Raw genomic sequence first — 23,556 nt, 5'->3', positions numbered from 1 at the left:
ATAAGCGTACTTATAGATAGCACGGGTTGAGAGAAGGAGAAGGATAGCATGGAAGAGATTAATCATAAGAAAATCAGTGAGGCTGAATATTTGTCCACATATTCTAGTAGTGAGTTTGAAAGGCCTTCAGTAGCTACAGATATGGTGATTTTTACTGTGGCAGAATCGGAGAAAGAGAATTATCGTAAGTTGCCAGAGAAGGAGCTCCAGGTTCTATTAATCAAAAGAGGAAAGCATCCTTTTTTAGGTCAGTGGGCACTGCCAGGTGGATTTGTAAGGCCTACAGAAACAACGGAGCAAGCTGCTCAAAGAGAGCTTTGTGAAGAAACTGGGGTGCAAGAAGTATACCTAGAGCAGTTGTATACCTTTAGTGAGCTAGGGAGAGATCCAAGAACTTGGGTAATGAGCTGTGCGTATATGGCACTAGTTGACCAAAGTCTTGTTAAACTAAAAGCAGGAGATGATGCTGATGAGGCAAAATGGTTTAAGCTTATTTATAAGAAAATAGAAGAAACAGAAGAAACAAAAGAGGGGGGGCTTACTAAATATGAAAGGTATCAGCTTAGTCTAGAAGCTAGAGAAGAACAAAACCAAAGGGTGGATAGGAAGGAAAAGAAAGAAAAAATTCAGTTACAAGCGGAGATAGAAAAGAAAGTAGTAATAAATGATAATGGGAGAACGAGTGAATTATTCATTACAAAGAATTCCGGTATAGCCTTTGACCATGCCAAGATCATTGCTTATGCTGTAGGACGCCTAAGGGGAAAAATAGAATACACAGATATAGCCTTGCATCTGATGCCAAGACAATTTACTTTAACAGCGCTTCAACAGGTCTATGAAGTGATTCTAGATAAACCTTTATTAAAGGCTGCTTTTAGAAGAAAGATAGTAGATTTAGTAAAAGAAACGGAGAACTATACAGATAAAGTAGGACATAGGCCATCTAGATTATATGAAAAAAATTGGATGGATTAGATAGTTACATTGCAGGAGTGGAGAAGGTTTATTAATAGATTAGAAAAACGAAAATAAGGAGAACAATAAAAGAAATGGGGAGAGAAAAATGAAACAAATAGGAAAATGGAATGCTTATGAATTACTTTGGTTAGGCCTATTTTGCGCTGTGGCTATAGGAATTACGATTGCAAAAAAGGATAGTTTCTTTGGCTTTACTGTGTTTTTAACGGGGGTGTTGTGTGTCGTATTAACGGCTAAAGGGAATATTACAAGCTATATTTTCGGTATGTATAATACCTTTGGTTATGCGTGGCTTGCTTATCAAAATGGTTTATTTGGAGAAGTAGCATTAAATCTGCTATTCTTTGTACCTATGAATATAGTGGGATTTATTATGTGGAAAAAGCACTTAGATGAAGGCGTTGTAGAAATGAAACGTATGAATTTAAAGGGGGTTTTTATAACAGGAGTTATATGTGTGATAGGCATTATTGCATTAGGTTATGGTCTGTCGCTCATACAAGGTCAAAACTCACCTTTTATAGATGCGACGACAAATCTCCTATCTATTGTAGCAACTATATTAATGGTAAAGAGATACCGTGAGCAATGGATGGTTTATATCGCTCTTAATATTTTTACTATCATCATGTGGGGCATTAGAACAGTAGCAGGAAGTCCGGATGGTATTATTATGGTTGTTATGTGGAGTGCTTATTTAATCAATGCATTTTATGGTCTATATACTTGGAGTAAGGGAGCAAGTAAACAAAGTGAGGAGGTGGCGGCATGAGCAAGGTAGGACTTACACTTGGGAAGTATGCACCTTTTCATAAAGGTCATCAATATGTTATCGAAACTGCTCTTGAGGAAAATGATGAAGTTATTGTAGTGATTTATGATACAGACGTGATGCCAATACCTCTTTATGTAAGAGCTAATTGGATAAGAACCTTGTATCCTCAGGTAACAGTCATAGAAGCTTGGGATGGACCGGTAGGGTATTCTCATGAAAGAGAGTATGAGATTAGAGAAGAGCAATATATTTTAGGATTACTGAATGGTAAGAAAGTAGATGCCTTTTATTGCAGCGAATACTATGGAGAACATATGGCTAAGGCCTTAGGAGCCATAGATAGAAGAATAGATGAAGCGAGAAAAGTAGTGCCTATATCTGCAACTATGATTCGCACCAATCCTTATCAGTATAGAGAGTTCCTAAGCGATGTTGTTTATAGAGACCTTATTATTAAAGTTGTTTTCGTAGGTGCCATGTCTACTGGTAAATCTACTATAACAGAAGCTTTAGCCAAAAAGTATCATACGACTTTTGCTAGTGAGTATGGTAGGGATTATTGGAGTGAACATCAAGTAGATCGCAGGATAAGCTTTGAGGCCTTTGATGAAATTGCCGTAGGACATATTGAAAGGGAAGAGAAGGCATTTTTAGAAGCTGATAAATATTGTTTTGTTGATACTAATGCTATTACCACTTATATGTTTGCGCTAGATTATCATGGTAAAGCACCAGATTTACTTACCAGATTAGCATTAGAGAATAGTAGTCGGTATGATTTATTCTTCTTATGCGAAGATGACACTCCTTATGATGATACTTGGGATAGAAGTGGTGATCAAAAGAGACATGTATTTCATAAGCAGATTATTGCTGACTTAAAACAAAGAAGAATTCCTTATATTACTTTAGAAGGAAGCCTAGAAGAAAGAATTAAAAAGGTAGAGAGGGTATTAGAAAGCTTTGAGCCTTATAATAACTTCTTTGGAAAGGAGCTTTAATATGGTTTTTGATTTAGAAAGCTTGCAAAAGGAGTATCAATCAGGAAAGACTTATAAATATATATTCTTTTGGGGACATACACCCAATAAAGTAGATACTATAGATACCAGTTGTTTTAGTCAATGGTGGCCTTGCAAATTTCAAGTAGATGAAATTTGGTATAGCTGCGCGGAACAATATATGATGGCTGAAAAAGCTAGGTTATTTGAAGATGAGGAAGTAGCAGAAAAGATTCTAAAGGTAGTTCATCCCAAACAAATGAAAGAATTAGGTCGTCTTGTCAAAGGTTTTAAACAAGAAGTATGGGAAGAACATTGTTATGAAATTGTTAAACGAGGAAATATGGAAAAGTTTTCTCAAAATCCAGAATTACTAAATTATCTTTTAAACACTAAAGGAAGCATTTTAGTAGAAGCTAGTCCAGTGGATAAGATTTGGGGAATTGGTATGGATAAAAGAAATGAAGCTGTAGAAAATCCTATGAAATGGGAAGGTAAAAACTTATTAGGTTTTGCCCTTACAGAAGTAAGAGAGTCAATCCTTAAGAGAAAAGGGTGATGAAAGTGGGAAGAAAAGAAATAGCAGAGGAAACTGTTGCATATTATAAGCAAGGCTATTACGAAGTTAATGGTAATAAAATAGATATTAGTCAATTACAGAAGCAATCAGAGGAAGGTAGTAAGCTATATACACCAGAGCAAGGTCTAGAATTAATAAAGATAATTAAGCAAAAGAAAGGCCAGAGGGCCATCACAAGTATATGTGATAAAAGTACCGTGGAGAAGATCTTTAAGTGGAATAGAGAAGGTAAGACTCAAATAGGTATCTTGAATTTTGCAAGTGCTAAGAATCCGGGAGGTGGATTTTTAAATGGAGCAATGGCATAAGAAGAGAGTCTAGCAGCATCTAGTGGATTATATGGAACACAACTCAAACATCCAAGGTACTATGAAGCTAACCGGGGGTTTAAGTCCATGATGTATACCCATCATGGAATCTATTCGCCTGAGGTGGTGTTTTTTAGAGATAAAAACTTTCAATTAGTTGAGGAGCCAGTGACGGCATCTGTATTAACCCTGCCAGCAGTTAACATGGGGCAAGTTATACAAAAAAGAGAATCCATAGATTTAGCCAAAGCCGCTATGAAAGAACGTATGAGAATCGCCTTAGCCATATTTATTAATGAAGGAGCTAGATACCTGATATTAGGGGCATATGGTTGTGGGGTGTTTAGAAATGATCCTTTAGAGATTGCTCAGTGGTGGAAGGAACTAATAGTAGAAGAAAACTATGGAGTTTATTTTGATGAGATCTGCTTCGCAATTTTAGATATCTCTAAAGATAAAAAATGTTTAAGAGCATTTCAAAGGATTTGGAGTTGAAAGTAGAGAGAGACTATCACATGAGAAGTGATAGTCTCTTTATGTCTATATTTCCTTTATTATTTTAGTTAATTTACCAGTAGCAACTATATTTAGAAAGAACATCATTGGTATACCCTTTTCTAAAATATTATTCAAATACAAAGCTAGTTAATAACTTATGCAGTGGGAGCAATGGTCACAATTGAAATAGAACCAAGTACTCCAACAGAAGAAGTCATAGGGCTACTAAACTTAAAAGATAAAGTTGCAGCACAGGTGCTAGCAGCAATAGTTATGAACGTTCCTGATGCAGTACCATTACCATTGCTAGCGGTATTAGTAACAGCAGTTGCAGCATAAGCACCTTGGAATAACGAATTAATATAGGGGACAATCTGAAAAGAACTATTTACACCAGGAGTACCTAGTACTATATAACTAATTTGATAGGTATAGCCTGCTTTTAATTGTATTGTTGTGGCATTTAAAAGTTTAGTTGTTCTACCAACATCAAAGGCTTGGAATAAAGATATATCATTTAAAGAAGTGACAAAGTCATTAAAGGTATATTGAGCATAATTATTAATGAGTATTCCTGCAGGCCCAGTAGGACCGGTAGGACCTTGAATGCCTTGGCTACCTAGAGGTCCGGTAGGCCCAGTAGGTCCAGTAGGTCCAGTAATACCTTGTATACCAGTAAGACCTTGAGGTCCAGTAGGGCCAATAGGGCCTTGAACACCTTGGATACCTTGGACACCTTGAGGACCAGTAGAACCAATAGGGCCTTGAATGCCTTGGATGCCTTGGCGACCAGTAGGACCTTGAGGACCACGGGGACCAGTAGGCCCAGTAGGTCCAGTAAAACCTTGAGGACCGCGAGAACCAGTAGGCCCAGTAGGACCTTGAAAACCACGAGGCCCAGTAGGCCCAGTAGGTCCAGTAGGACCTTGAGGACCACGAGGGCCAGTGGGACCAGTACATTCAAAGCACAGCGGACTAGGACAATGTTCATCGCAGCATGAATTAGAAGAGCAACTCTCACAGCAATTACAATGACAATGAGAGGAACATTCGGTATGATGTTCATGATGAGTCTGTTTCATAGTTTAACTCCTTATATAATATTGTGCTATTTTAATAATATGAATTTGATGGGCTGAATGTCACATTAATGCATAGCAATTATTTACTAAAAAGGAACCAGATAGTACACAAAGCGAAGTAAAGAAAAAATTGGTTAAAATTAATAAAAATGAGTCTAAACAATAATTTATAATGTAGAAAAACACAATAGATACTTGACATATATATCGAATTCGTATATTATGTAAATATAATCAATTAAATAAATAGTTGGATTGTTACTGGTAATGCAGGCTATACCATTTTGTGAATGAATAGGTTTTATTTATTGTTCTATTCACGGAGGTGGTATAGCCTTTTTTGGATAAAATAGGGAGGTACCACGGATTATGAAAGTTGTTAAAGTCATTAATAATAACCTCATCAAATCCTTTGATGATAAGAATAATGAAGTATTGGTTATGGGATGTGGACTAGGATTTAAAAAGGTTCCAGGAGACGAGATTAATGAAAGCTTAATTGAAAAGATTTATACAGTAAATGATAAAACTAACTCTTCTCAGCTTATTCAACTTCTCGAAAAGATACCTCTTGAACAAATCCAAACTACTAACGAAATTATTAGCTTTGCTAAGGCTTCGTTAGGTAAAAAGTTAAACCAAAACATTTATATTACCTTAGTAGATCACATTAATTTTGCGCTAGAACGTCGGAAAAATGGCGTGGCCATTAGAAATGCACTACTTTGGGAGATAAAAAAGCTTTATAATCACGAGTTTTTAGTAGGGAAAGAAGCACTTAATATTATTTCACGTAGACTAGGTGTGAGTTTACCAGAGGATGAAGCTGGTTTTATTGCCCTTCATTTTGTAAATGCTCTTATGGATGATTTATCTATGGAAAAAACCACAGATATGACAAAGATGATTCAAAGAATACTAAGCATCATCAAATACCATTTCAAACTGGAACTTGATGAATACTCTATTCATTATGAACGCTTTATCACACACCTTAAATTTTTTGCTCAGCGTATTTTCACTGGGGTAAAAATAGAGGATCAGGACTCTCAGTTTATCGAAGTTTTAAAGCTTAAGTATAAGAAAGAGTATGAATGTACTTTGAAGGTAAGAGATTATATTAAGCAAGAATTTAATTGTGACCTTACTGAAGATGAAATGATTTATTTAACCATTCACATTAATCGTATTACTACAACTATATAAACAGATTATTATATAAAATAGGATTGTTACTTTAAGTAGGCTATACCTAAATAAAAATGAATTAGTTTTCGACTAATTGATTCTTATTTAGGTATTTTTTTATTCCATTTTTAAAGAATAAGGGAGGATGACACGATGAATTACAAAAGTTTAGCAGAAGAAATTCTTCGCCTAGTTGGTGGGGAAAGCAATATCGCATCACTTGTACATTGTGCAACAAGATTACGTTTTACCTTAAAAGACGAAAAGAAAGCGGACACTGCAAAGCTTAAACAAACTAAAGGTATTATGGGTGTTGTAAGTAGCGGTGGTCAATATCAAGTTATTATTGGTAGTGATGTATCACATGTTTTCAAAGAGATTATGGGCATGACAAAATTAGAAAATAGTAATGCGGGAGAAGAAAAAGATAATCGTAAGATAGCGGATAAAGTAATTGATACGATTTCGGGTATTTTCACACCAGTCTTACCAGCTATTACAGCAGCAGGTATGCTTAAAGCAGTATTAGCCATTCTTATTACCACCAAGCTAATTACTAATGATTCACAAACCTATCAAGTATTAAACTTTATGGCAGATGCAGGTTTTTACTTCTTGCCAATCTTACTTGCGAATTCAGCAGCTAAAAAGTTCAAAGTTAATCCATATATGGCCATGATGATTGGTGGAATGCTACTTCATCCAACATTTACAGGCATGATTACTGCTGCTAAAGAAGCAGGTACAGGTATCGCAGTATTCGGTATGAATATTCCATTAGCCAGCTATGGGTCAAGCGTAATTCCTATTATCTTATCAGTATGGTTAATGTCTTATGTAGAACCATTTGCTGATAAAGTATCACCAAAAGCAGTTAAGTTCTTTTTAAAACCATTAATTACAGCAATGGTAGTAGGTATTGCGACATTAGTTGTTGTTGGACCACTTGGTTACATTATTAGTGATAAAGTTGCAGTTGGTATTGGTGCAATTGAAGCACGTGCAAGCTGGTTAGTACCAACAATCATAGGGGCGTTATCACCACTTTTAGTTATGACAGGAACACATTACGGCATTATTCCAATTGGAATTAATAATATTATGACATTAGGTTATGATACATTTGTAGGACCAGGAATGATGGTTTCTAATGTGGCTCAAGGTGGAGCAGCATTAGCTATTTCTTTAAAAACAAAAGACTCAGAATTTAAACAATTAGCAAGTACTGCAGGTATTACAGGTTTATGTGGGATTACAGAACCAGCATTATATGGTGTAAACTTAAAAACTAAGATAGGTCTTTATGCATCTATCATTGGTGGAGGTATTGGTGGTCTATTTTTCGGTATATTTGGAGTTGCTAGATATGCAACAGGTTCTCCAGGACTATTAACATTACCAGTTTATATCGGTGGAGATTCAATGTCTAACTTCTACTATGCATGTATAGGTGTAGTAATCAGTATTGTGGTAGCATTTATTATTGCATTTGCACTTTATAAAGATTCAGTAGATGAAACAGTAGAAGAGAAAAAAGAAGAAGTAAAAAAAGCACCAGCTAAAGAGGGAATGACAGTTATTTGTGCACCTCTTACTGGAGAAGCAGTAGCATTAAGTGAAGTAAATGATTTAACTTTTGCAGAAGAAATTATGGGGCCAGGGATGGCTATTATCCCAACAGAAGGTAAAGTGGTTTCACCAGTAAATGGAACAGTAGCAATGATTTTTGAAACAAAACACGCTATTGCCTTAGTAGATGATAATGGAACAGAATTATTAATCCACGTAGGTCTTGATACAGTTAAATTAGGTGGTAAGTACTTTACAGCTTATGTTAAAGCAGGAGATAAAGTAAAAGTAGGCTCACCACTTGTAGATTTTGATTTAAATGGTATTAAAGGTGAAGGCTATGATATCATTACACCAGTTATCGTAACTAACAATGCTGAATATAGCGGTATCTTACCAATTAATGATAGAGCTGTAAAAATGGGCGAAGAAGTTATTAAAGTAGTAAAATAATTAAGTATATAAATAAGGGGGATGTACTAATAGGAGACTATTTGGTAGCATCCCCTTTTGGGAAAGAGGGACAGAAGATGAGTGGACTTAGAAAAGATTTTTTATGGGGCGGCGCAACAGCTGCTAATCAATGTGAAGGTGGTTATTTATCAGGAGGCAAAGGCCTTGGAACAGTAGATGTCATTCCTCATGGAGAATATAGAAAAGCTATTATGAAGGGTGAAATGCACTATAAAGATTTGCCAGAGGATGCATACTACCCTTCTCATGAAGCCATTGATATGTATGGCAACTATAAAGAAGATATTGCTTTATTTGCAGAAATGGGCTTTAAATGCTATCGTTTTTCTTTTGCGTGGTCACGTATCTTTCCAACTGGTAAAGAATTAGAGCCAAATGAAGAGGGACTTAAATTCTATGAAGATTTCATTGATGAATTATTAAAATACAATATTGAACCAGTTGTTACAATTTGTCACTTTGATTTACCACTTACACTTGTAGAAGAGTATGGTTCATGGAGAAGTCGTCAAGTAATCGATGCTTATGTAAGATATTGTGAAGCGATTTTCAAAAGGTTTAATGGTAAAGTTAAATACTGGATGACATTTAACGAAATCAATATGCTCATGCACTTACCATTTATGGGGGCAGGGATTATGTTCGAAGAAGGAGACAACAAACTTCAAGTACAATACCAAGCAGCTCATAATGAACTAGTAGCATCAGCTTTAGCAACTAAGCTTGCTCACGACATTAATCCAGAAAACAAAGTAGGTTGTATGCTTGCAGCAGGAGATTACTATCCATATAGCTGTAAACCAGAAGATGTATTTGCAGCATTAGGTAAAGATAGAGAAAATTACTTCTTTATTGATGTTCAATCAAGAGGAGAATATCCAAACTATGCTAAGAAATTCTTAGAACATAACAATATTCAAATTGAGATGGGTCAAGAAGATGAAAAGATCTTAAGAGAAAACACAGTAGATTTCATTGCATTTAGTTATTATTCATCAAGAGTAGTGAGTGCAGATCCAACAGTAGGTGAGCCAAAGTTAGGGAATGCCTTTGCTGGTATCAAAAACCCACACTTACCTGAAAGTGAATGGGGATGGCAAATTGACCCACTTGGTCTTAGAATTACAATGAATACTTTATATGACCGTTATCAAAAACCACTTTTCATCGTAGAAAATGGTTTAGGTGCAGTAGATACTTTAAAAGAAGATGGCACAGTAGATGATGATTACAGAATTGCTTATTTAGAAGCACACATTAAGGCAATGATTGAAGCAGTAGAAGAAGATGGTGTAGACTTATTAGGTTATACACCTTGGGGATGTATCGATCTTGTAAGTGCCTCAACAGGTGAGATGAAAAAACGCTATGGTTTTATTTACGTAGATAAAGATAATGCTGGTAATGGAGACTTAAAAAGATATAAAAAGAAATCCTTCTATTGGTATAAAAAAATTATTGAGAATAATGGACTATGATTCATAAGAAAGATATAGTAACTAAGAATGGTGTTATCCATATTATTGATAAAGTGATGATGCCTCCTAATAATGAGTAAGTAGTATAAAAGGTCAAAAGGCTATACATTATGTATAAGCCTTTTGACCTTTTATACTACAGTGGAAGTCTATCAATAGTTGAAATTGCTTCAGCAAAAGTTAATATGCGATTTGGATTAAAAAGAAAATTTGAAGGAAGCATTAAGTCACGGTCTATCATATAGGAGATGGCAGCTTTAGTATCGTCAGAAAGATGAGTCACATCACTAGGGAGAGGTTTGGTAGTCGTAATAGCCAGAGTAAGCTGCCATTTCTTTGCGGCAAAGGTCATGATTTCAGCAAAGCTACTTCGTGTTATCAAATCTCCTTTTTTTAGCCCAACTAAGTCATAGACTTCTTGCATGGTTATGCCATTATAGCTTGCTCCAACTTTTTTCAGCATTGCCACTAAATCTTCGGTATAAATGGTATCATTATAGTTAGTAGCATTATTTGCCCAGCCTTTTTCTACAGCTCTAGTAATACTAGGTTCTGACCAAGGGGTAATGGTTTTATTTTTAAGGGTGTAAATATCACTTTTTTGCTCTACACCATAATAGGTTTTAGCATAGTCAAAAAGTTTATTCACATCTATGTATTGATTAGGTGTCTTTTCATACATGACTGCAGCAATAAGCTCCATATCACCATAAACAGCTTTTGCTACTAAGGTTTGGCCTGCATCAGAATGGTAACCTGTTTTACAAGCAACTACTGCTGGATTATAGTAAGGGGTTTCGCTTTTTAGCAATCTAGAAGTATTTTTTATAGGGATATATTTATTTTTATTATTCACATAGAAATTAAACTGAGCTGTGCCAGCAATTTTCTGAACAGTAGGGTTATCAAAGGCGCCTTTAGCAATCTGCGCCATATCATAAGGGGTTGTGTAATGATTAGGATCATGATAACCATGAGGATTAGTGAAGTGAGTATTCTTAGCACCAAGGGCTTTTGCTCTTGTATTCATTAACTCAGCAAAGTTACTAATACTACCAGAATGAGCTAAGGCTAAGTCATGAGCAATAAAATTATCTGAACCTAATAATAAACCATAAAGACCGTTGACTTTGTTATAACTATCGCCTATCTTTAAGCCGATTTCACTACTATCTTTAGGAATTGTATTAACGCTATTTTGACTTTTAGTAATGATATGATTTTCAGAGAGTTGTTCCTCTATAATGAGAGTCGTTAAAAGTTTAGTAATGCTTGCTGGATAAAATTTAGAATAAGCATTCTTTTCATAGAGAATAGTATTGGTCTTAGCCTCAATTAATATAGCGCCTCTAGCTTCAACTGTAGGCTTAGCTAAGAATGAAGGACTAATACATAGAATGAATAAAAACGTTAATACATAAACTGACTTTTTCATTACCTTGGGCCTCCTAAAATGGCGCTTTATTTATATAAATATTTAAAATAGAATAAATATAAATACAAGTAATTTTAGCATAAAGTTTACATACATAGAATAGAAAATATATAAAAAAAGATATAAATAATACGTCAATAATAATAAAAATATTGAGTTTTTTGTAAAAATTCAGTAGTATATATATAAATAATTGAAGAGGTGGCTATGATTAATCAGGTATTAAAAAAAACGTTATTATGGTCAGTAATAGGATTGACAATAGCACTTAATTTTTTTTCAATACATAATATTTTTAAAGTGAATAATGTTGATGAAGTATCTAATGTTAGTGCAGTATCTCAAGAAAACACTAAAACTATTCCAGTAAAAAAACAAGAAATTCATGTTGTATATAGCACATGGGATGAATGTATTAAAGCAGGTAATAGTGTTAAAGCACAAGATGTATTAGATGCTAAAGAGCTTGAAAATGCATATTTAGATAGAGAATATGAGTTTGTTGATGCCGTAAGGATAGGAAAAGCAGGAGGATTTTTAGTCACCTATAAGGTGATTAAAGATAATTAAAAACAAAGGATGTGATGGTATGGGTAAGAGAGTAAAGAAGCTAGTTTTATCAATAGCATTGATGGGAGCATTAATGGTTCCTGGGCAAATGGCTTTTGCAAGTGAGTTAAGTAATGCAGATGTCATTAATGATGCAGATTCATCTACAGAAATACCCAAGGCAGTCGTATCTAAGTTTAAGGAAAATGTAGTAATAACCTATGATACGCTTGAGGAGGTGGCAGAGAGTTATTACTATACCGAATTTTCAGGTGGATTATGGTGGTCAGGGACCTTATATTTAATTTCAACTAAAAAGACTAGTGCTGGATACATGGCATTTTACTCAGGTACACTTTTCGCAAATACTTGATTCGGCTTTAAAACATATAACGAAGTTAATAACAAATGCAAGTAATCCTTTTGCTTGCCAATATATGAATAAGACTTAATAAGCTTTATCAAGCTAAGGTGCTGCCTACGGGTAGTGCCTTTTCTACTAAATGAATATAAATGTTTTAGCTTCGTTGAGAAATGCTATAATATAAATAAAATCAGCAGTTAATAGCAATAGATGAAAATATTGTGATAGGGAATGGTGGCAAAATGGAGGTTTACTATAGTGCTTCCTTATGGGAAGGACCCAGAGGAAAAACAGGGACGAAACAAGTATTAAACTGGAGCTTTAATCATTTGGGAAGAAAACGTATTATTCCTTGTGCGTATAGATTCAGTAAAGGTATCGTATTCGATATTATAACAATTATAGAGAAAGAAGAGCTAGAAGCCTTTGCTAAGAAATGTGAAGGAATAAATGAAAAAGAGCTTAGTCAAAATCAGAGAAGACAGTTAGAGCAAGAGCACCCTTATAAAGAAGTAAGCCTAGCAGAAATTTGGATTAATGGGAAAAGGATAGAGAGAGGTTATAGTAGTACTGGAAGTATACAAATGCCATTCTTACATGACAGTGATGAGTTAAAGCCTATTAAAAGTGCTTATAAAAGAAATCTAAAGCATACCAGCTGTTTTGCCTGTCAAAGATTTTGTGTGCCTTATCCTAAAGAAGCAAAGGCTAGGATGCGTATTAGAAGACAAGAAAGGGGAGATGTCATTAATACTCTAAAGCTTGTTACTTATGAAGAACAGATATTTTATCCTATAGGACAGCGGTTTCAGCTATCAGATTTAGACAAGACCAAAGAAATAAAATTCAAGCATCCGACTACGGAGATAGAACATACTTTATATTTTCAAATAGAAGAATCCGTTGAATTACCAGAACAGGCCATGCTAGGAGAGAAATTCTATGTTACTTCAGCAACATATGAAATAGTACCAGCTCTTAATGAAAAGGAACGTTTAGAATTTGATTCTGCTATATCTTATAAGAGAAAAGCGACTCATACGTATGAACCAGAGAGTGCTAGTAGTATTGGTATTATAGGTGGCGCTAGTGGGCCAACAAGTATATTTTTAGCAGGGAAAGGGGAAGAATTACCCAAAGGACCTCATGGCGTAACATTACATACTTGCTTCTCAAAAATAAGTACAGATAAGGGAGAAAGTGCTCAATTCATTTTGCAAGGCATTCATATCACCAATCATCCTAAAGAATCTTATGAGTATAAAAGGAAAGGTATGTGAGGATAAACATGCAACGCAAATGGTATAGCAATAAATATTGAAAGAAGGGAAAAGAAAATGGGAGAACTAAGTAAACTACCTAATATTGGGAAGGTGGTAGAAGCACAGCTTAACGAAGTAGGCATTACCACCACCGAACAATTAAAGAATTTAGGGAGCAAAAAAGCATGGTTAAAGATTAAAGAAATTGATGATTCGGCATGTATTAATCGCTTATGCGGTCTAGAGGGAGCCGTACAGGGAATCAGATGGCATGATTTAGATAATCAAACAAAGCAAGACTTAAAACATTTTTATGAGGAACACAAGTAATTTAATAGGTGGGCGTAATGAGTATTAATTAATATAAGAGGGGTGAAAAATGGGGAGTAAAAAGCAAACAAAGCTATATAATTTGATTTTTCCAATCTGGTTATTATGGTTATTTCCTTTAACTTGGATTGTGATATTTCCGGCTAATTTCTTAATTGATTTAACAGTAGTAGTGGTTACCTTAAAGGTATTAAAAGTCAATCAGATAAAAGAGATTGCTAAGAAAGTGATTTTCAAAGTATGGATTTTCGGTTTTATATCTGATTTTATTGGGACATTAGCTATGTTTAGTGTTAATTTTGTTGATATGGCTATAGAGAATAAGTCACCTTTAGGTGAGTGGTGGTACAAATACTTAACTAATGCAGTTACATACAATCCTTTTGAGAATATTTATGCTGTATTATGGGTAAGTGTTTGTATTCTGATAGCAGGCTGTTTTATCTATTTGTTTAACTACAAAGTGAGTTTTAGAAAAGTAGATTTAAATGAAGCTATTAAGAGGAAGCTAGCTTTATCATTAGCAGTATTTACCGCACCGTATCTATTTTATTTACCTACATCTTTATTTTTTTAATCAATAACAAAGCTCCTATATATGATAGATGAATCCAACGGATTATCTGTAAATATATAGGAGCTTTGTTGCTTTAAAAATCATTAATAAAGGAGACAACCTACCGTTTGTGCAAAAAAATAACCGTTCGTGTAATAATTATTGAAAAAATAAATCAATAATTCTATAATCATAAAGATTTAAGAAAAGATATACGTATAAACCATAAGTAGGGGCAAAGGATGAGAGAAAAGAAAAAGGTGCTCATTATAGGAGCAGGTGTAGCAGGATTAACTTCTGCGCTGGAGTTATTAAGAAGAAGCGATGACTATCTTCCTATTGTCATAGAACAAGAAAGCAAAGTAGGTGGTTTAGCTCGTACTGTAACCTATAAAGGTAATAGCATAGATATGGGAGGGCATCGTTTTTTTTCAAAAGATGAGAGGATAGTAAACTGGTGGCTACAGATTCTATCTGTAGAACAAGGGGATATGCTCATTCGTGAAAGGCAATCTCATATTTTCTTTAAAAGAAAATTCTTTGATTATCCCATTACACTAGGGAAAAAGACTTTAGCTCATATGGGTTTGAAAGAGAGCATAAAAGTAAGTATTAGTTACATAGTAGCTAAATTAAAAAAGAGGCAAGAAGTTTCACTTGAGGATTTTATGATTAATCGCTTTGGAAAAGTCTTATATGGTATGTTTTTTGAAGACTATACGTATAAGGTATGGGGAAAACATCCTTCAGAAATAGATGCTAGTTGGGGAATCCAAAGAATAAAAGGGCTTTCTTTATCCAAAGCTCTATGGAACGCTTTTTTAAGTCTATTTCCTAAAAGGAAGAAAGTACTTTTAGAGCAGCATAAGGAAACTTCCCTTATTGAGCAGTTTATATATCCTAAGTATGGACCAGGCCAGTTATGGCAGAAGGTGGCAGAAGAAATTACACTTAGTGGCGGCATTATTAAGCTTAATACAAAGGTGACAGGAGTAAGGCCTCAAAATGAGGATAGCTACAAGGTGGAAATAACAACAGCTGAAGGAAAGCAAGATTACATAACAGTAGATTACATTATTTCATCTATGCCTATAAAAGACCTTGTGTTAGCCATGCAAGCTAAAGGAGAAGTAGCTAGAATAGCACAGGAATTGCCTTATAGAGATTTCATAACTGTAGGGATGCTCATTGATAAAGAAGCTTTACATAGGCATATAAGTTCAGTTAGTTTTGAAAGACTTATGCAGGATAACTGGATTTATATTCAAGAAAAAGATGTGAGGCTAGGTAGATTGCAAGTATTTAATAATTGGTCACCTTACTTAGCTCAAAATACAGAAAATACGCTATGGCTAGGACTCGAATACTTCTGTGAGGAAGGGGATGAATTATGGTGTATGTCAGATGAGTCATTTATTAGCTTTGCAAAAGAGGAGCTAACTAAGCTAGGACTCATACAAGGAGACGAAGTATTGGATGCCATTAGATATAAAGTACCTAAAGCATATCCAGCATACTTTGGAAGCTATAAAGAGTTTGATAAGGTAAGAGCTTATTTAGAAAGCTTTGATAAGCTGTACTGCGTGGGAAGAAATGGGCAGCACCATTATAATAATATGGATCATTCCATGAAAACAGCTTTTGTAGCAGTAGAAAATATATTAGCTAATAAGACAGAGACAGCTGAGTTATGGGATGTTAATGTAGAACAGGTTTACCATGAAACAAAGAAGAAAGAAAAGAGGAATGTAAATGAAGGTAACTGTTACCAATAAGATAAAGCAATATAGCATCTTATTTCTAGTCATATGGATTGCATTTCTATTAACTTCTAGAGGTAATATAAGTTCTATGAACATTACAAGTACAGTTCAAAGCTTTATGAAATTAGTTATAGTTGTCATCATTTTTATAGGAAGCTTTTTATTAACGCAAAAAAAAAATAAAGAAGAAATACTTCTACAAACTGTAGTTTTAATAGGATTAACCATGAGAATAGGCTATATGTTATATACACCTTGTACTATAAGGCAACATGATTTGGGCCTATTAAGTATACAAGGGGGAGGTCATGCAGGCTATATTTTACACTTACTAGAAGGGAGGCTTCCAAGTAGCAACCATATACAGTATTATCATCCACCTTTATTTCATGCTTTGGCAGCTGGAATGATTAAAATAACTAGGCCATTCTTAATAAGTAATAATATAGAACAACTAATAGAAACAGCAAAGATCGTTTCTTGCTATGCCAGTTGCTTAATCCTTTTAATGACTAAGGAAATATGTAAGGCTCTTAATTTAAAAGAAAGAGCGACATTAATAGTAGTAGCACAAATAGCTTTTCTACCTAATTTCTATTTATTAGCAGGGAGAATTAATAATGATGCCTTAGCTATCTTTTTTATGATACTCATTATACTTTATACCATTAAGTGGTACGAGGCACCCAAGCTTTTTTACATGATTGCATTGGCATTAGGTTTTGGCCTAGGTATGATGACAAAGCTTTCAGTAGGAATGCTTGCACTATTTACAGGGAGCATCATGTTACTAAAGCTAATAGAGTCGATTAAACAAGGTAGAGGCATAGGGATATTAAAAGAATATGTTTTTTTTGGTGTTATAGCTATACCACTAGCACTTTGGTATCCCATTAGAAACTATATCTGTTTTAAGCAACCTCTGATGTATGTTTATGAGTTAACAGGTAAAGGCGAAGACTATTGTGGTAATCTGTCCTTTTTTCAACGTTTTATAGAATTTGATTTAACTAGACTTCTAAGTCCTATTTATAATAACCCCCATCAGGATAAAGCAGCACCTATGTACCTGTTAAAGGGAGCGTTGTTTGGTGAATTTAGTATGAGAGGGCAGATAGTAGCTCAATTACTGATTATTACACATGCTATTTTGTGTATAGCAACTTTAGTAGCAATAGGTTATTTTGTTATAAATTACAGAGGAAAGCTAGTGTGGAGAATAGGCTTACCTAGTGTATGGACCTTGTTTTACATTGCTTATATAGGATTTAACATCAGATATCCTTATACTTGTACCATGGATTATAGGTATATTGTACCAACAGCCATACTAGGAGCCATTTTCGTAGGAATCACCAGTGAGTTGATAGAAGAAAAAGAACAAGATGTTTTGAAACGGTGTTATATGAAAGGGTTTATAGGGATCATGGTAGTATTTTCACTACTAAGTATCAGTATGTATTGCAACGTTTAATGAGTAGTTTATAGACTGCTTATAACAACTTATTCATCAGATGCTTTTTATAAATTTATTGACTATAAAAAGATATTTTATTAGAAGATTAGGGGTTAGCCTAACTTCAGAAAAGGAGGAGAGAAAATGAGATTAAGAAGAAATTTAGTAGCATGGTTCTTAGTTTTTGCACTGGCCCTGATGAGCTTTCCGGTAATGGCAGAAGATGTTATTGCAACGAAGGAATTCTTAAAAGTAGGAGAAAAGATTCAAGCCAATGATGGGGATACGATTAATTATGAAGGGTATAAATATTTAGCCTACTATACAACGAGTTCATCCTTAAAGATTATTTCAGAAGAACAAAGATGGTCTCGGGCTACTATTAAAGAAGCAAAGAGCCTACATATGGCACCGATTAATGAAGGTAAACAGTGGTATGTAGAAAGAAGAGAAGATAAAGCCATTCCATATTATTCAGGTGAGCAGTATCTGGGTGATACTAATTACACACAATATGCTATTTATCCAACGCAAATGTATTATGCAGCAGCATATGACCTAGGAGAAGGTAGCTGGGAAGTGGAAAGTGAATGGATAGAAGAAGAAAACGGCATATGGAAACCTGAGGCACCCGTTGCCGATTATGATGGAAATCTGTGGTATGCTTATGCGGGATATACTGTGATTTTACCAACTGCTACAGAGGTAACAAAAGCGGGTTATGAATTATCAGGTTGGAAGATAGGAACAGCAACATTATTACCAGGAGCTATTTATAGCCTAAGTGATGAAGATGCTACTGATATATCAGGTCAACCTGCTATTAAGATAGAAGCTATCTGGAAGAATAAAAGTATTTCAAATCCAGTTGTAAGTGAGATTACAAAGAACTCTGCAAAGCTATCAGTAACATATAGCATCGGTAATGCATTAACTGACAAGGGTATCAAAATAGCAAAGGCAGGAACAGAAGAGTGGACAGCTTTAGAAACGACTGTAAGTAATAATCAAATGACAGCTGAGGCAGGTAGCCTTTCTAAAAATATAAGCTATAAAGTAAAGGCTTATCTTACAACAGTAACAGGAAAAATAGAAACTGAAGAAATAACTTTTAGAACACTTAAAGATTTTGAAGTCGGAACCACAGAAGTAGAAAGCATTACAACACAAGGAGCAAGCTTTACAGCAAGTTACCTTTCAGATGATTCATTAATAGCACAAGGCTTTAAATATAAGAAAACAAGTGAAGAGATAAGCCAGTGGCAACATGTAGATGCAACTGTAAATAATAGTAGCCTAACGGCAACTCTAGATAATCTTTTACCTAATACTGAGTATAGTGTCAAGGCATATATTACAACGAGTGAGGGAACAAAAGAAGGAGAGGTAGTGACATTTACAACAAGCAAGAGGCCACAGAGTGTTGAAAAAGCACAAATAAGTGGTGTTACTACGAGTACGGCTACTTTTACTACAAAGTATGTATCAGATAATTCATTAACTAACCAAGGTTTTAAATATAAGAAAGCTGCAGATAGTAAATGGACAGAGATAAAAGCATCTACTACAAATGTGAATGAAATGAACTTTTCAACAAAGGTAACAGGGCTAACGAGCAATACAACTTATGAAGTAAAAGCCTACATAGAAACCAAAGAAGGCATGACAGAAAGTCAGGTATCAACCTTTACTACAAGTACGTCAAGCTCATCAGGTTCATCAAGCTCATCAAGTTCAACAAGCCCTGCCAAGGTTGAGCCAACGATAACGTTGCCCGCTGCAGGAGAACCATTAGTTGTATCAGTTAATTCAAATAATGTAGCAACAGTTCCAGTAGATACGGTTAATAGCCTTATAAACTCAGGGCAGCCATTAGTGATTCAATCTGGAAATATAAGTTTAACAGCTGATCCAAGTACATTAAAAGAAATACTATTAGCAAATCCAGGTGTTACTAATTTGACAATGTCTTTACCAGCAATAGAAGTAGTTAAATTAGAAGATATTAAACTTAAAGTAAGTCAAGAGGGAAAAATAACAATGGTTGGAGGTTCGGAAGCAACGCTTTCTATAGGATTTGGAAGTAGCCAAATACAATCAGTCTTCAGAGAACCATTAACAGTAACCATTGACTTGTCAAAAGTAAGATTTGGAGATAGTACAAAGCTCACCTTTGTAAAATATGAACAAAAAGAAGATGGTAGTTACAAGGTGGTAAAATTAGGAGGCACTTATGATGAGGCAACAGGTAAGTTTTCCGCCCATCTTACTGAGCCAGGCCTTTATGGAATGGCAGAAGTAGCTGAACTAGTTAAAGTGAACTTACAGATAGGGAATTTAATAAGTACTTTAAATGATAGCCCTAGGACGAATGATGTGGCTCCACAGATTGTAGGTGGTAGTACAGTAGTTCCATTAAGATTCATAGCTGAAAGCTTGGGCGCAGAAGTAAAATGGGATGCTAAAAATAAAAAAGTAGTGATTACATTAGATGGTCAAACAATAGAAGTAGGTAGTGATCAGGGAATGCTTATACAAGAATCAAGGACACTCGTACCTATTCGCTATATATCTGAAAATTTAGGAGCCAATGTACTTTGGATTCCATCTTCTAAGAGTATTGAGATAGTAAAATAATAAAGTGATATAATAAAAGATGGTTAGTAGCCTTATAAGGCTAGCTACTAGCCATCTTTTGTTTTAATTTATTTTGTAGAGCAGTGAGAAAATAGAGGTAGTGAACATAAGCAGGAAGAAGGCGAAAAAGTGACAAATAAAGGTAAAATGAAGAAAACACAGGTAAAGTATATATATAATCAGGGAACTATTGAAAATAATGTAGTTTATGCTTTCCTGGGCATTATAACATTAATTATGATGAGTATATTTGCTTATAACAATAGTCCTTTAGTTGAACGGTTAGGAGAAGATGGGGGCATCTACTTATTAATGGGGAAAAACCTAACCCAAGGAGGTATACTTTACAAGAGTTTATTTGATCATAAAGGGCCTATCATCTTTTTTATTAATGCATTACCACAATTAATCATAAAAGGACCCTTTGGTGTATGGTGTTTAGAAGTGATATGTATGTTTATATCAGTGAGGGTGTTGTATCAATTAGCATATAAGCTAGTAAAAACACCTTCAGCTGTATTAGTGCCTATGATTTACCTTTGGGGAACTTGCTTATTTTTAGCTGGTGGTAATTACACAGAGGAATTTGGCAACTTATTTTGTATACTAAGTTTGGCTATTTTTATCAATTGGATAGAGGATGAAAAGAAGGAACTCACTAGCTCACAAGCCTATTTATTAGGTGTTTACTTGAGCCTTGTATTTTTTATGAGGCCTAATAATATTGCATTAATTGCAGTTGTTATAGGCTTTATCGGGATTTATACGCTGAAGTATATGCCTAATAAGGCTAGTAGGTATATTGTCTATGGTATTTTAGGTATAGTGACTATTTCTCTTCCACTTTTTCTGTATCATTTTCAGCAGGGAAATACTTTGGAAATGTTAAATGCTACCATACTTCATAATTTAAAGTATTGCAGCGAAGGTATAACAACAATGAGGAGGAGTGTGCATTTAGATAGTCATTTTAAAAGAAGCATTTTTTTCTACCTCTGTATAAGTCTATATGCTTTTATTAGATGTAAGATATATAAGGATAACTTATATACAATATTTCTAGGAGCAAGTACAGTAGTTGTTTTACTCAGCGTAGTTATTGGAGGAAGAGAATATATTCATTATTTAGTCATAGCAATGCCCGTTGTAGCTTTGGCAAGTATGCTTATTTTAAAGCATGCAACTAAAGATTTAAAAAAGTTTTTAGGTTTAAGGTTTAATTTAGTGATACTAGTAGCTATCGCTTTGATGAGTTATAACTGCTATAGTATCGGCAAGCCTTTTGAAAGAAGAAGTATCATAAAAGATTATAAGGATCAAGCCAAGGTATTAGGGGCGTACATACCAGAGGAAGAAAGAAATCAAGTGTTTGGTTATGATGTACCTGCCATGTGGTTTTATATTAATGATATGATGCCTTGTTATAACTATTTTACAATGCAGAGCTGGATGGCAAAGTCAGACCTAGCTATAGAAGAAGGTGTTAACCACTTTGTAACAAGTCAAAGACCTAAATGGATTGTGACCTATTATGAAGCGGCAGGAAACAATCATTATTTGCTAAATGAAATTCAAGAGGATTATGAAAAAGTAGCAGAGAATAGTTCAGGATATCTTTATCGTAGAAAAGAATAGTTTAATTAAGCCGTTAGAAGACATGTCTAACGGCTTAATTAAACTAAAAATTTAGCAGTAATAATGAGATGATTTCCTAGTGATAGGTCCGAATACACTCAGTTAGGATATCAGTTCCTTTTTGAATATCAGTAATGCCACAAGCTGCAAAGCTGAGCCTAATGTAGCGGTCTTTAGAAGGATCTAAATGAGGAAAGAAAATAGGGGAAGGGAAAATGAGTAGCCCCTTCTTATGACATTTTTCATAAAGATGCTGAGCAGACATCCCTTTAGGTAAACGAAGCCAAAAGCAAACGCCACCTTGAGGTTTATAAAGCTCTACCTCATCATTTTCAAGTTCTAATAGTTTACTAAGCATACATTCATAGCGGTCTTTATATATTCTTTTCATGTAATGAATGTGTTCTTCCCATTTGTTATTTTTAAAATAAAGCTCTAATGCGCGTTGCATCAGGCCAGAAGAAGAAATATCCGTGGTTTGCTTAGTACGGGTAAAGGCTTCTACTAAAGCCTCTGGCATGATAATAAAACCTATACGAAGCCCAGGCATAAGAAGCTTGGAAAAACTTTTAAGATAGATAACTCTATCTTCTGCGTCAAGGGATTTGAGAGATAAAGATCCCCGAGTACCATAAGTTAGTTCCCACATAGAATCTTCTTCTAATAGATAAAAATCATAGGTATGAGCTAGCTTAAGCAAGGCTAGAAGTGTAGCCTTGTTATAACAGATAGTTGTAGGATTTTGAAAGTTAGGCATGATATAAACAAGTTTAGGTTTACAAATCTTAACTTTCTTTTCAAATTCAATTAAATCAAGGCCTTGTGGGGTAAGGGAAACAGGGACAATACGACAACCTCTAGATTTAAAAACATCTACAGCACCGTTATAGGTAGGATTTTCCGTAATCACACTATCACCAGAATATAAAAGACTCTTAGCAATAATATCTAAACCTTGTTGAGCACCTGATACCATTTGAATGAGTTCAGCTTTGGTTTCAATATCATAAGTTTGTTTTAAAAACTGTGCCAGTACTTCTCTAAGCTTCATAAAACCATTAACTTCTTGATAACCAAAGGCATAGCCTTTATCACGATCCATAACCTCTACGATATACTCCTTGAAAGTTTCAGTAGGGAAAATGCCAGGGTCAGGAGAAGCACTAGAAAAGTTAATAAGTTCCTGTTGATAAAGTGGCTTGGGTGTAAAAACAGAGGCTTCCTCAGTAAGACGCTTAGAAACATAGTAGCCACTTCCTTGTTTAGAAGTCACATAACCAGTATGCTCTAGTTGCTTATAAGCATTAATAACTGTAATATTATTGACTTCTAACGCTTTAGCAAAGCTTCTAATAGCAGGTAATTTATCTCCAAAAGCTAAGTCCCCCTTAATAATAAGATCTTTTAAATAATGAAAAAGCTGAGCATAAAGGGGTTCAGTTGAATTCAAATCAAATTGTAACGGTACAATGTTTATATTCATAAAAAAGCTCCTTGTCTTGTATTGACCATAATAGGGAATTGTGTGAAAATACATATATTAATTTACAAGAAATACTAAATTGTATCGATACAATTAGTTTATAAAAAAACAGAAGAGTTGTAAAGCATTAAATAACAAAGATACTTTCTTAA

The 23,556-nt window shown here is 34.6% G+C and carries 19 protein-coding genes and 2 pseudogenes; 18 read left to right on the top strand and 3 right to left on the bottom strand.

Features of this window, described 5'->3' with window-relative positions:
- Positions 1-48: 48 nt before the first annotated feature.
- From CLOLE_RS19700 to CLOLE_RS19680, 5 genes and pseudogenes are all read left to right on the top strand, one after another.
- Positions 49-978 (top strand): NUDIX hydrolase, encoded by a 930-nt coding sequence (locus tag CLOLE_RS19700; RefSeq protein ID WP_013658881.1) that lies wholly within the window; start codon positions 49-51, stop codon positions 976-978.
- An 88-nt stretch (positions 979-1,066) separates the two neighbouring features.
- A complete protein-coding gene (gene pnuC, locus CLOLE_RS19695) occupies positions 1,067-1,753 on the top strand; it encodes a nicotinamide riboside transporter PnuC (RefSeq protein ID WP_013658880.1) in 687 nt (228 codons plus the stop codon).
- Entirely contained in the window at positions 1,750-2,757 is a 1,008-nt protein-coding gene (locus CLOLE_RS19690) for an AAA family ATPase (RefSeq protein WP_013658879.1), read from the top strand. The genes pnuC and CLOLE_RS19690 overlap by 4 nt, the downstream gene beginning before the upstream one ends.
- A 1-nt stretch (position 2,758) precedes the next feature.
- Entirely contained in the window at positions 2,759-3,316 is a 558-nt protein-coding gene (locus tag CLOLE_RS19685) for an NADAR family protein (RefSeq protein ID WP_013658878.1), read from the top strand.
- Positions 3,316-4,140, top strand: a pseudogene (locus CLOLE_RS19680) (TIGR02452 family protein). The gene CLOLE_RS19685 and the pseudogene CLOLE_RS19680 overlap by 1 nt, the downstream one beginning before the upstream one ends.
- A 575-nt stretch (positions 4,141-4,715) precedes the next feature.
- Here the strand turns inward: CLOLE_RS19680 and CLOLE_RS24110 are convergent.
- Positions 4,716-5,225 (bottom strand): annotated as a pseudogene (locus CLOLE_RS24110) (hypothetical protein); the annotation flags it as partial.
- Between the two features lie 369 nt (positions 5,226-5,594).
- Between CLOLE_RS24110 and licT the strand changes: the two are divergent.
- The 4 genes from licT to CLOLE_RS24095 all read left to right on the top strand — a co-directional run bounded on the left by licT (position 5,595) and on the right by CLOLE_RS24095 (position 10,014).
- Positions 5,595-6,431 carry a BglG family transcription antiterminator LicT gene (gene licT, locus CLOLE_RS19670; RefSeq protein ID WP_013658876.1) on the top strand — a complete coding sequence of 279 codons (837 nt, stop codon included), beginning with the start codon at positions 5,595-5,597 and terminating at the stop codon, positions 6,429-6,431.
- 135 nt (positions 6,432-6,566) lie between these two features.
- The gene (locus CLOLE_RS19665) at positions 6,567-8,435 is read left to right on the top strand and encodes a beta-glucoside-specific PTS transporter subunit IIABC (protein ID WP_013658875.1); all 1,869 of its coding nucleotides are present in this window, start codon (positions 6,567-6,569) and stop codon (positions 8,433-8,435) included.
- Positions 8,436-8,512: 77 nt separating this feature from the next.
- Entirely contained in the window at positions 8,513-9,934 is a 1,422-nt protein-coding gene (locus tag CLOLE_RS19660; RefSeq protein WP_041714032.1) for a 6-phospho-beta-glucosidase, read from the top strand.
- Entirely contained in the window at positions 9,931-10,014 is an 84-nt protein-coding gene (locus CLOLE_RS24095; RefSeq protein WP_083801329.1) for a fasciclin domain-containing protein, read from the top strand. Before CLOLE_RS19660 ends, CLOLE_RS24095 begins: the two co-directional genes overlap by 4 nt.
- 56 nt (positions 10,015-10,070) lie before the next feature.
- On the opposite strand, the gene CLOLE_RS22195 is transcribed toward CLOLE_RS24095, so the two are convergent.
- Entirely contained in the window at positions 10,071-11,369 is a 1,299-nt protein-coding gene (locus CLOLE_RS22195; RefSeq protein ID WP_013658873.1) for a D-alanyl-D-alanine carboxypeptidase family protein, read from the bottom strand.
- A 207-nt stretch (positions 11,370-11,576) separates the two neighbouring features.
- Here CLOLE_RS22195 and CLOLE_RS19650 point away from each other — a divergent pair, with 207 nt between their 5' ends.
- The 9 genes from CLOLE_RS19650 to CLOLE_RS19610 all read left to right on the top strand — a co-directional run bounded on the left by CLOLE_RS19650 (position 11,577) and on the right by CLOLE_RS19610 (position 21,921).
- A complete protein-coding gene (locus CLOLE_RS19650; RefSeq protein ID WP_013658872.1) occupies positions 11,577-11,939 on the top strand; it encodes a hypothetical protein in 363 nt (120 codons plus the stop codon).
- Positions 11,940-11,958: 19 nt separating this feature from the next.
- A complete protein-coding gene (locus CLOLE_RS19645; RefSeq protein WP_013658871.1) occupies positions 11,959-12,291 on the top strand; it encodes a hypothetical protein in 333 nt (110 codons plus the stop codon).
- Between the two features lie 233 nt (positions 12,292-12,524).
- Positions 12,525-13,562 carry a hypothetical protein gene (locus CLOLE_RS19640; RefSeq protein ID WP_013658870.1) on the top strand — a complete coding sequence of 346 codons (1,038 nt, stop codon included), beginning with the start codon at positions 12,525-12,527 and terminating at the stop codon, positions 13,560-13,562.
- A 57-nt stretch (positions 13,563-13,619) separates the two neighbouring features.
- Positions 13,620-13,874: a TfoX/Sxy family protein gene (locus CLOLE_RS19635; RefSeq protein ID WP_013658869.1), complete on the top strand. Its 255-nt coding sequence runs from the start codon at positions 13,620-13,622 to the stop codon at positions 13,872-13,874.
- Positions 13,875-13,923: 49 nt separating this feature from the next.
- Positions 13,924-14,451 carry a hypothetical protein gene (locus CLOLE_RS19630; RefSeq protein ID WP_013658868.1) on the top strand — a complete coding sequence of 176 codons (528 nt, stop codon included), beginning with the start codon at positions 13,924-13,926 and terminating at the stop codon, positions 14,449-14,451.
- 221 nt (positions 14,452-14,672) lie between these two features.
- The gene (locus CLOLE_RS19625) at positions 14,673-16,205 is read left to right on the top strand and encodes an NAD(P)/FAD-dependent oxidoreductase (protein WP_013658867.1); all 1,533 of its coding nucleotides are present in this window, start codon (positions 14,673-14,675) and stop codon (positions 16,203-16,205) included.
- A complete protein-coding gene (locus tag CLOLE_RS19620) occupies positions 16,183-17,667 on the top strand; it encodes an ArnT family glycosyltransferase (protein ID WP_013658866.1) in 1,485 nt (494 codons plus the stop codon). The genes CLOLE_RS19625 and CLOLE_RS19620 overlap by 23 nt, the downstream gene beginning before the upstream one ends.
- Positions 17,668-17,793: 126 nt before the next feature.
- Positions 17,794-20,286, top strand: a complete 2,493-nt coding sequence (locus tag CLOLE_RS23705) for a stalk domain-containing protein (protein ID WP_013658865.1) — start codon at positions 17,794-17,796, stop codon at positions 20,284-20,286.
- Positions 20,287-20,433: 147 nt separating this feature from the next.
- The gene (locus CLOLE_RS19610) at positions 20,434-21,921 is read left to right on the top strand and encodes a hypothetical protein (protein WP_162145094.1); all 1,488 of its coding nucleotides are present in this window, start codon (positions 20,434-20,436) and stop codon (positions 21,919-21,921) included.
- A 76-nt stretch (positions 21,922-21,997) separates the two neighbouring features.
- Here the strand turns inward: CLOLE_RS19610 and pdxR are convergent, their stop codons facing one another.
- Complete coding sequence (gene pdxR, locus CLOLE_RS19605; RefSeq protein ID WP_013658863.1) at positions 21,998-23,404, bottom strand: MocR-like pyridoxine biosynthesis transcription factor PdxR; 1,407 nt, start codon at positions 23,402-23,404, stop codon at positions 21,998-22,000.
- Positions 23,405-23,556: the final 152 nt, after the last annotated feature.

The organism is Cellulosilyticum lentocellum DSM 5427 (assembly GCF_000178835.2).
GTDB classification, from domain to species: Bacteria; Bacillota; Clostridia; order Lachnospirales; family Cellulosilyticaceae; genus Cellulosilyticum; species Cellulosilyticum lentocellum.
This window is presented reverse-complemented; position numbering and strand designations above follow the sequence as displayed.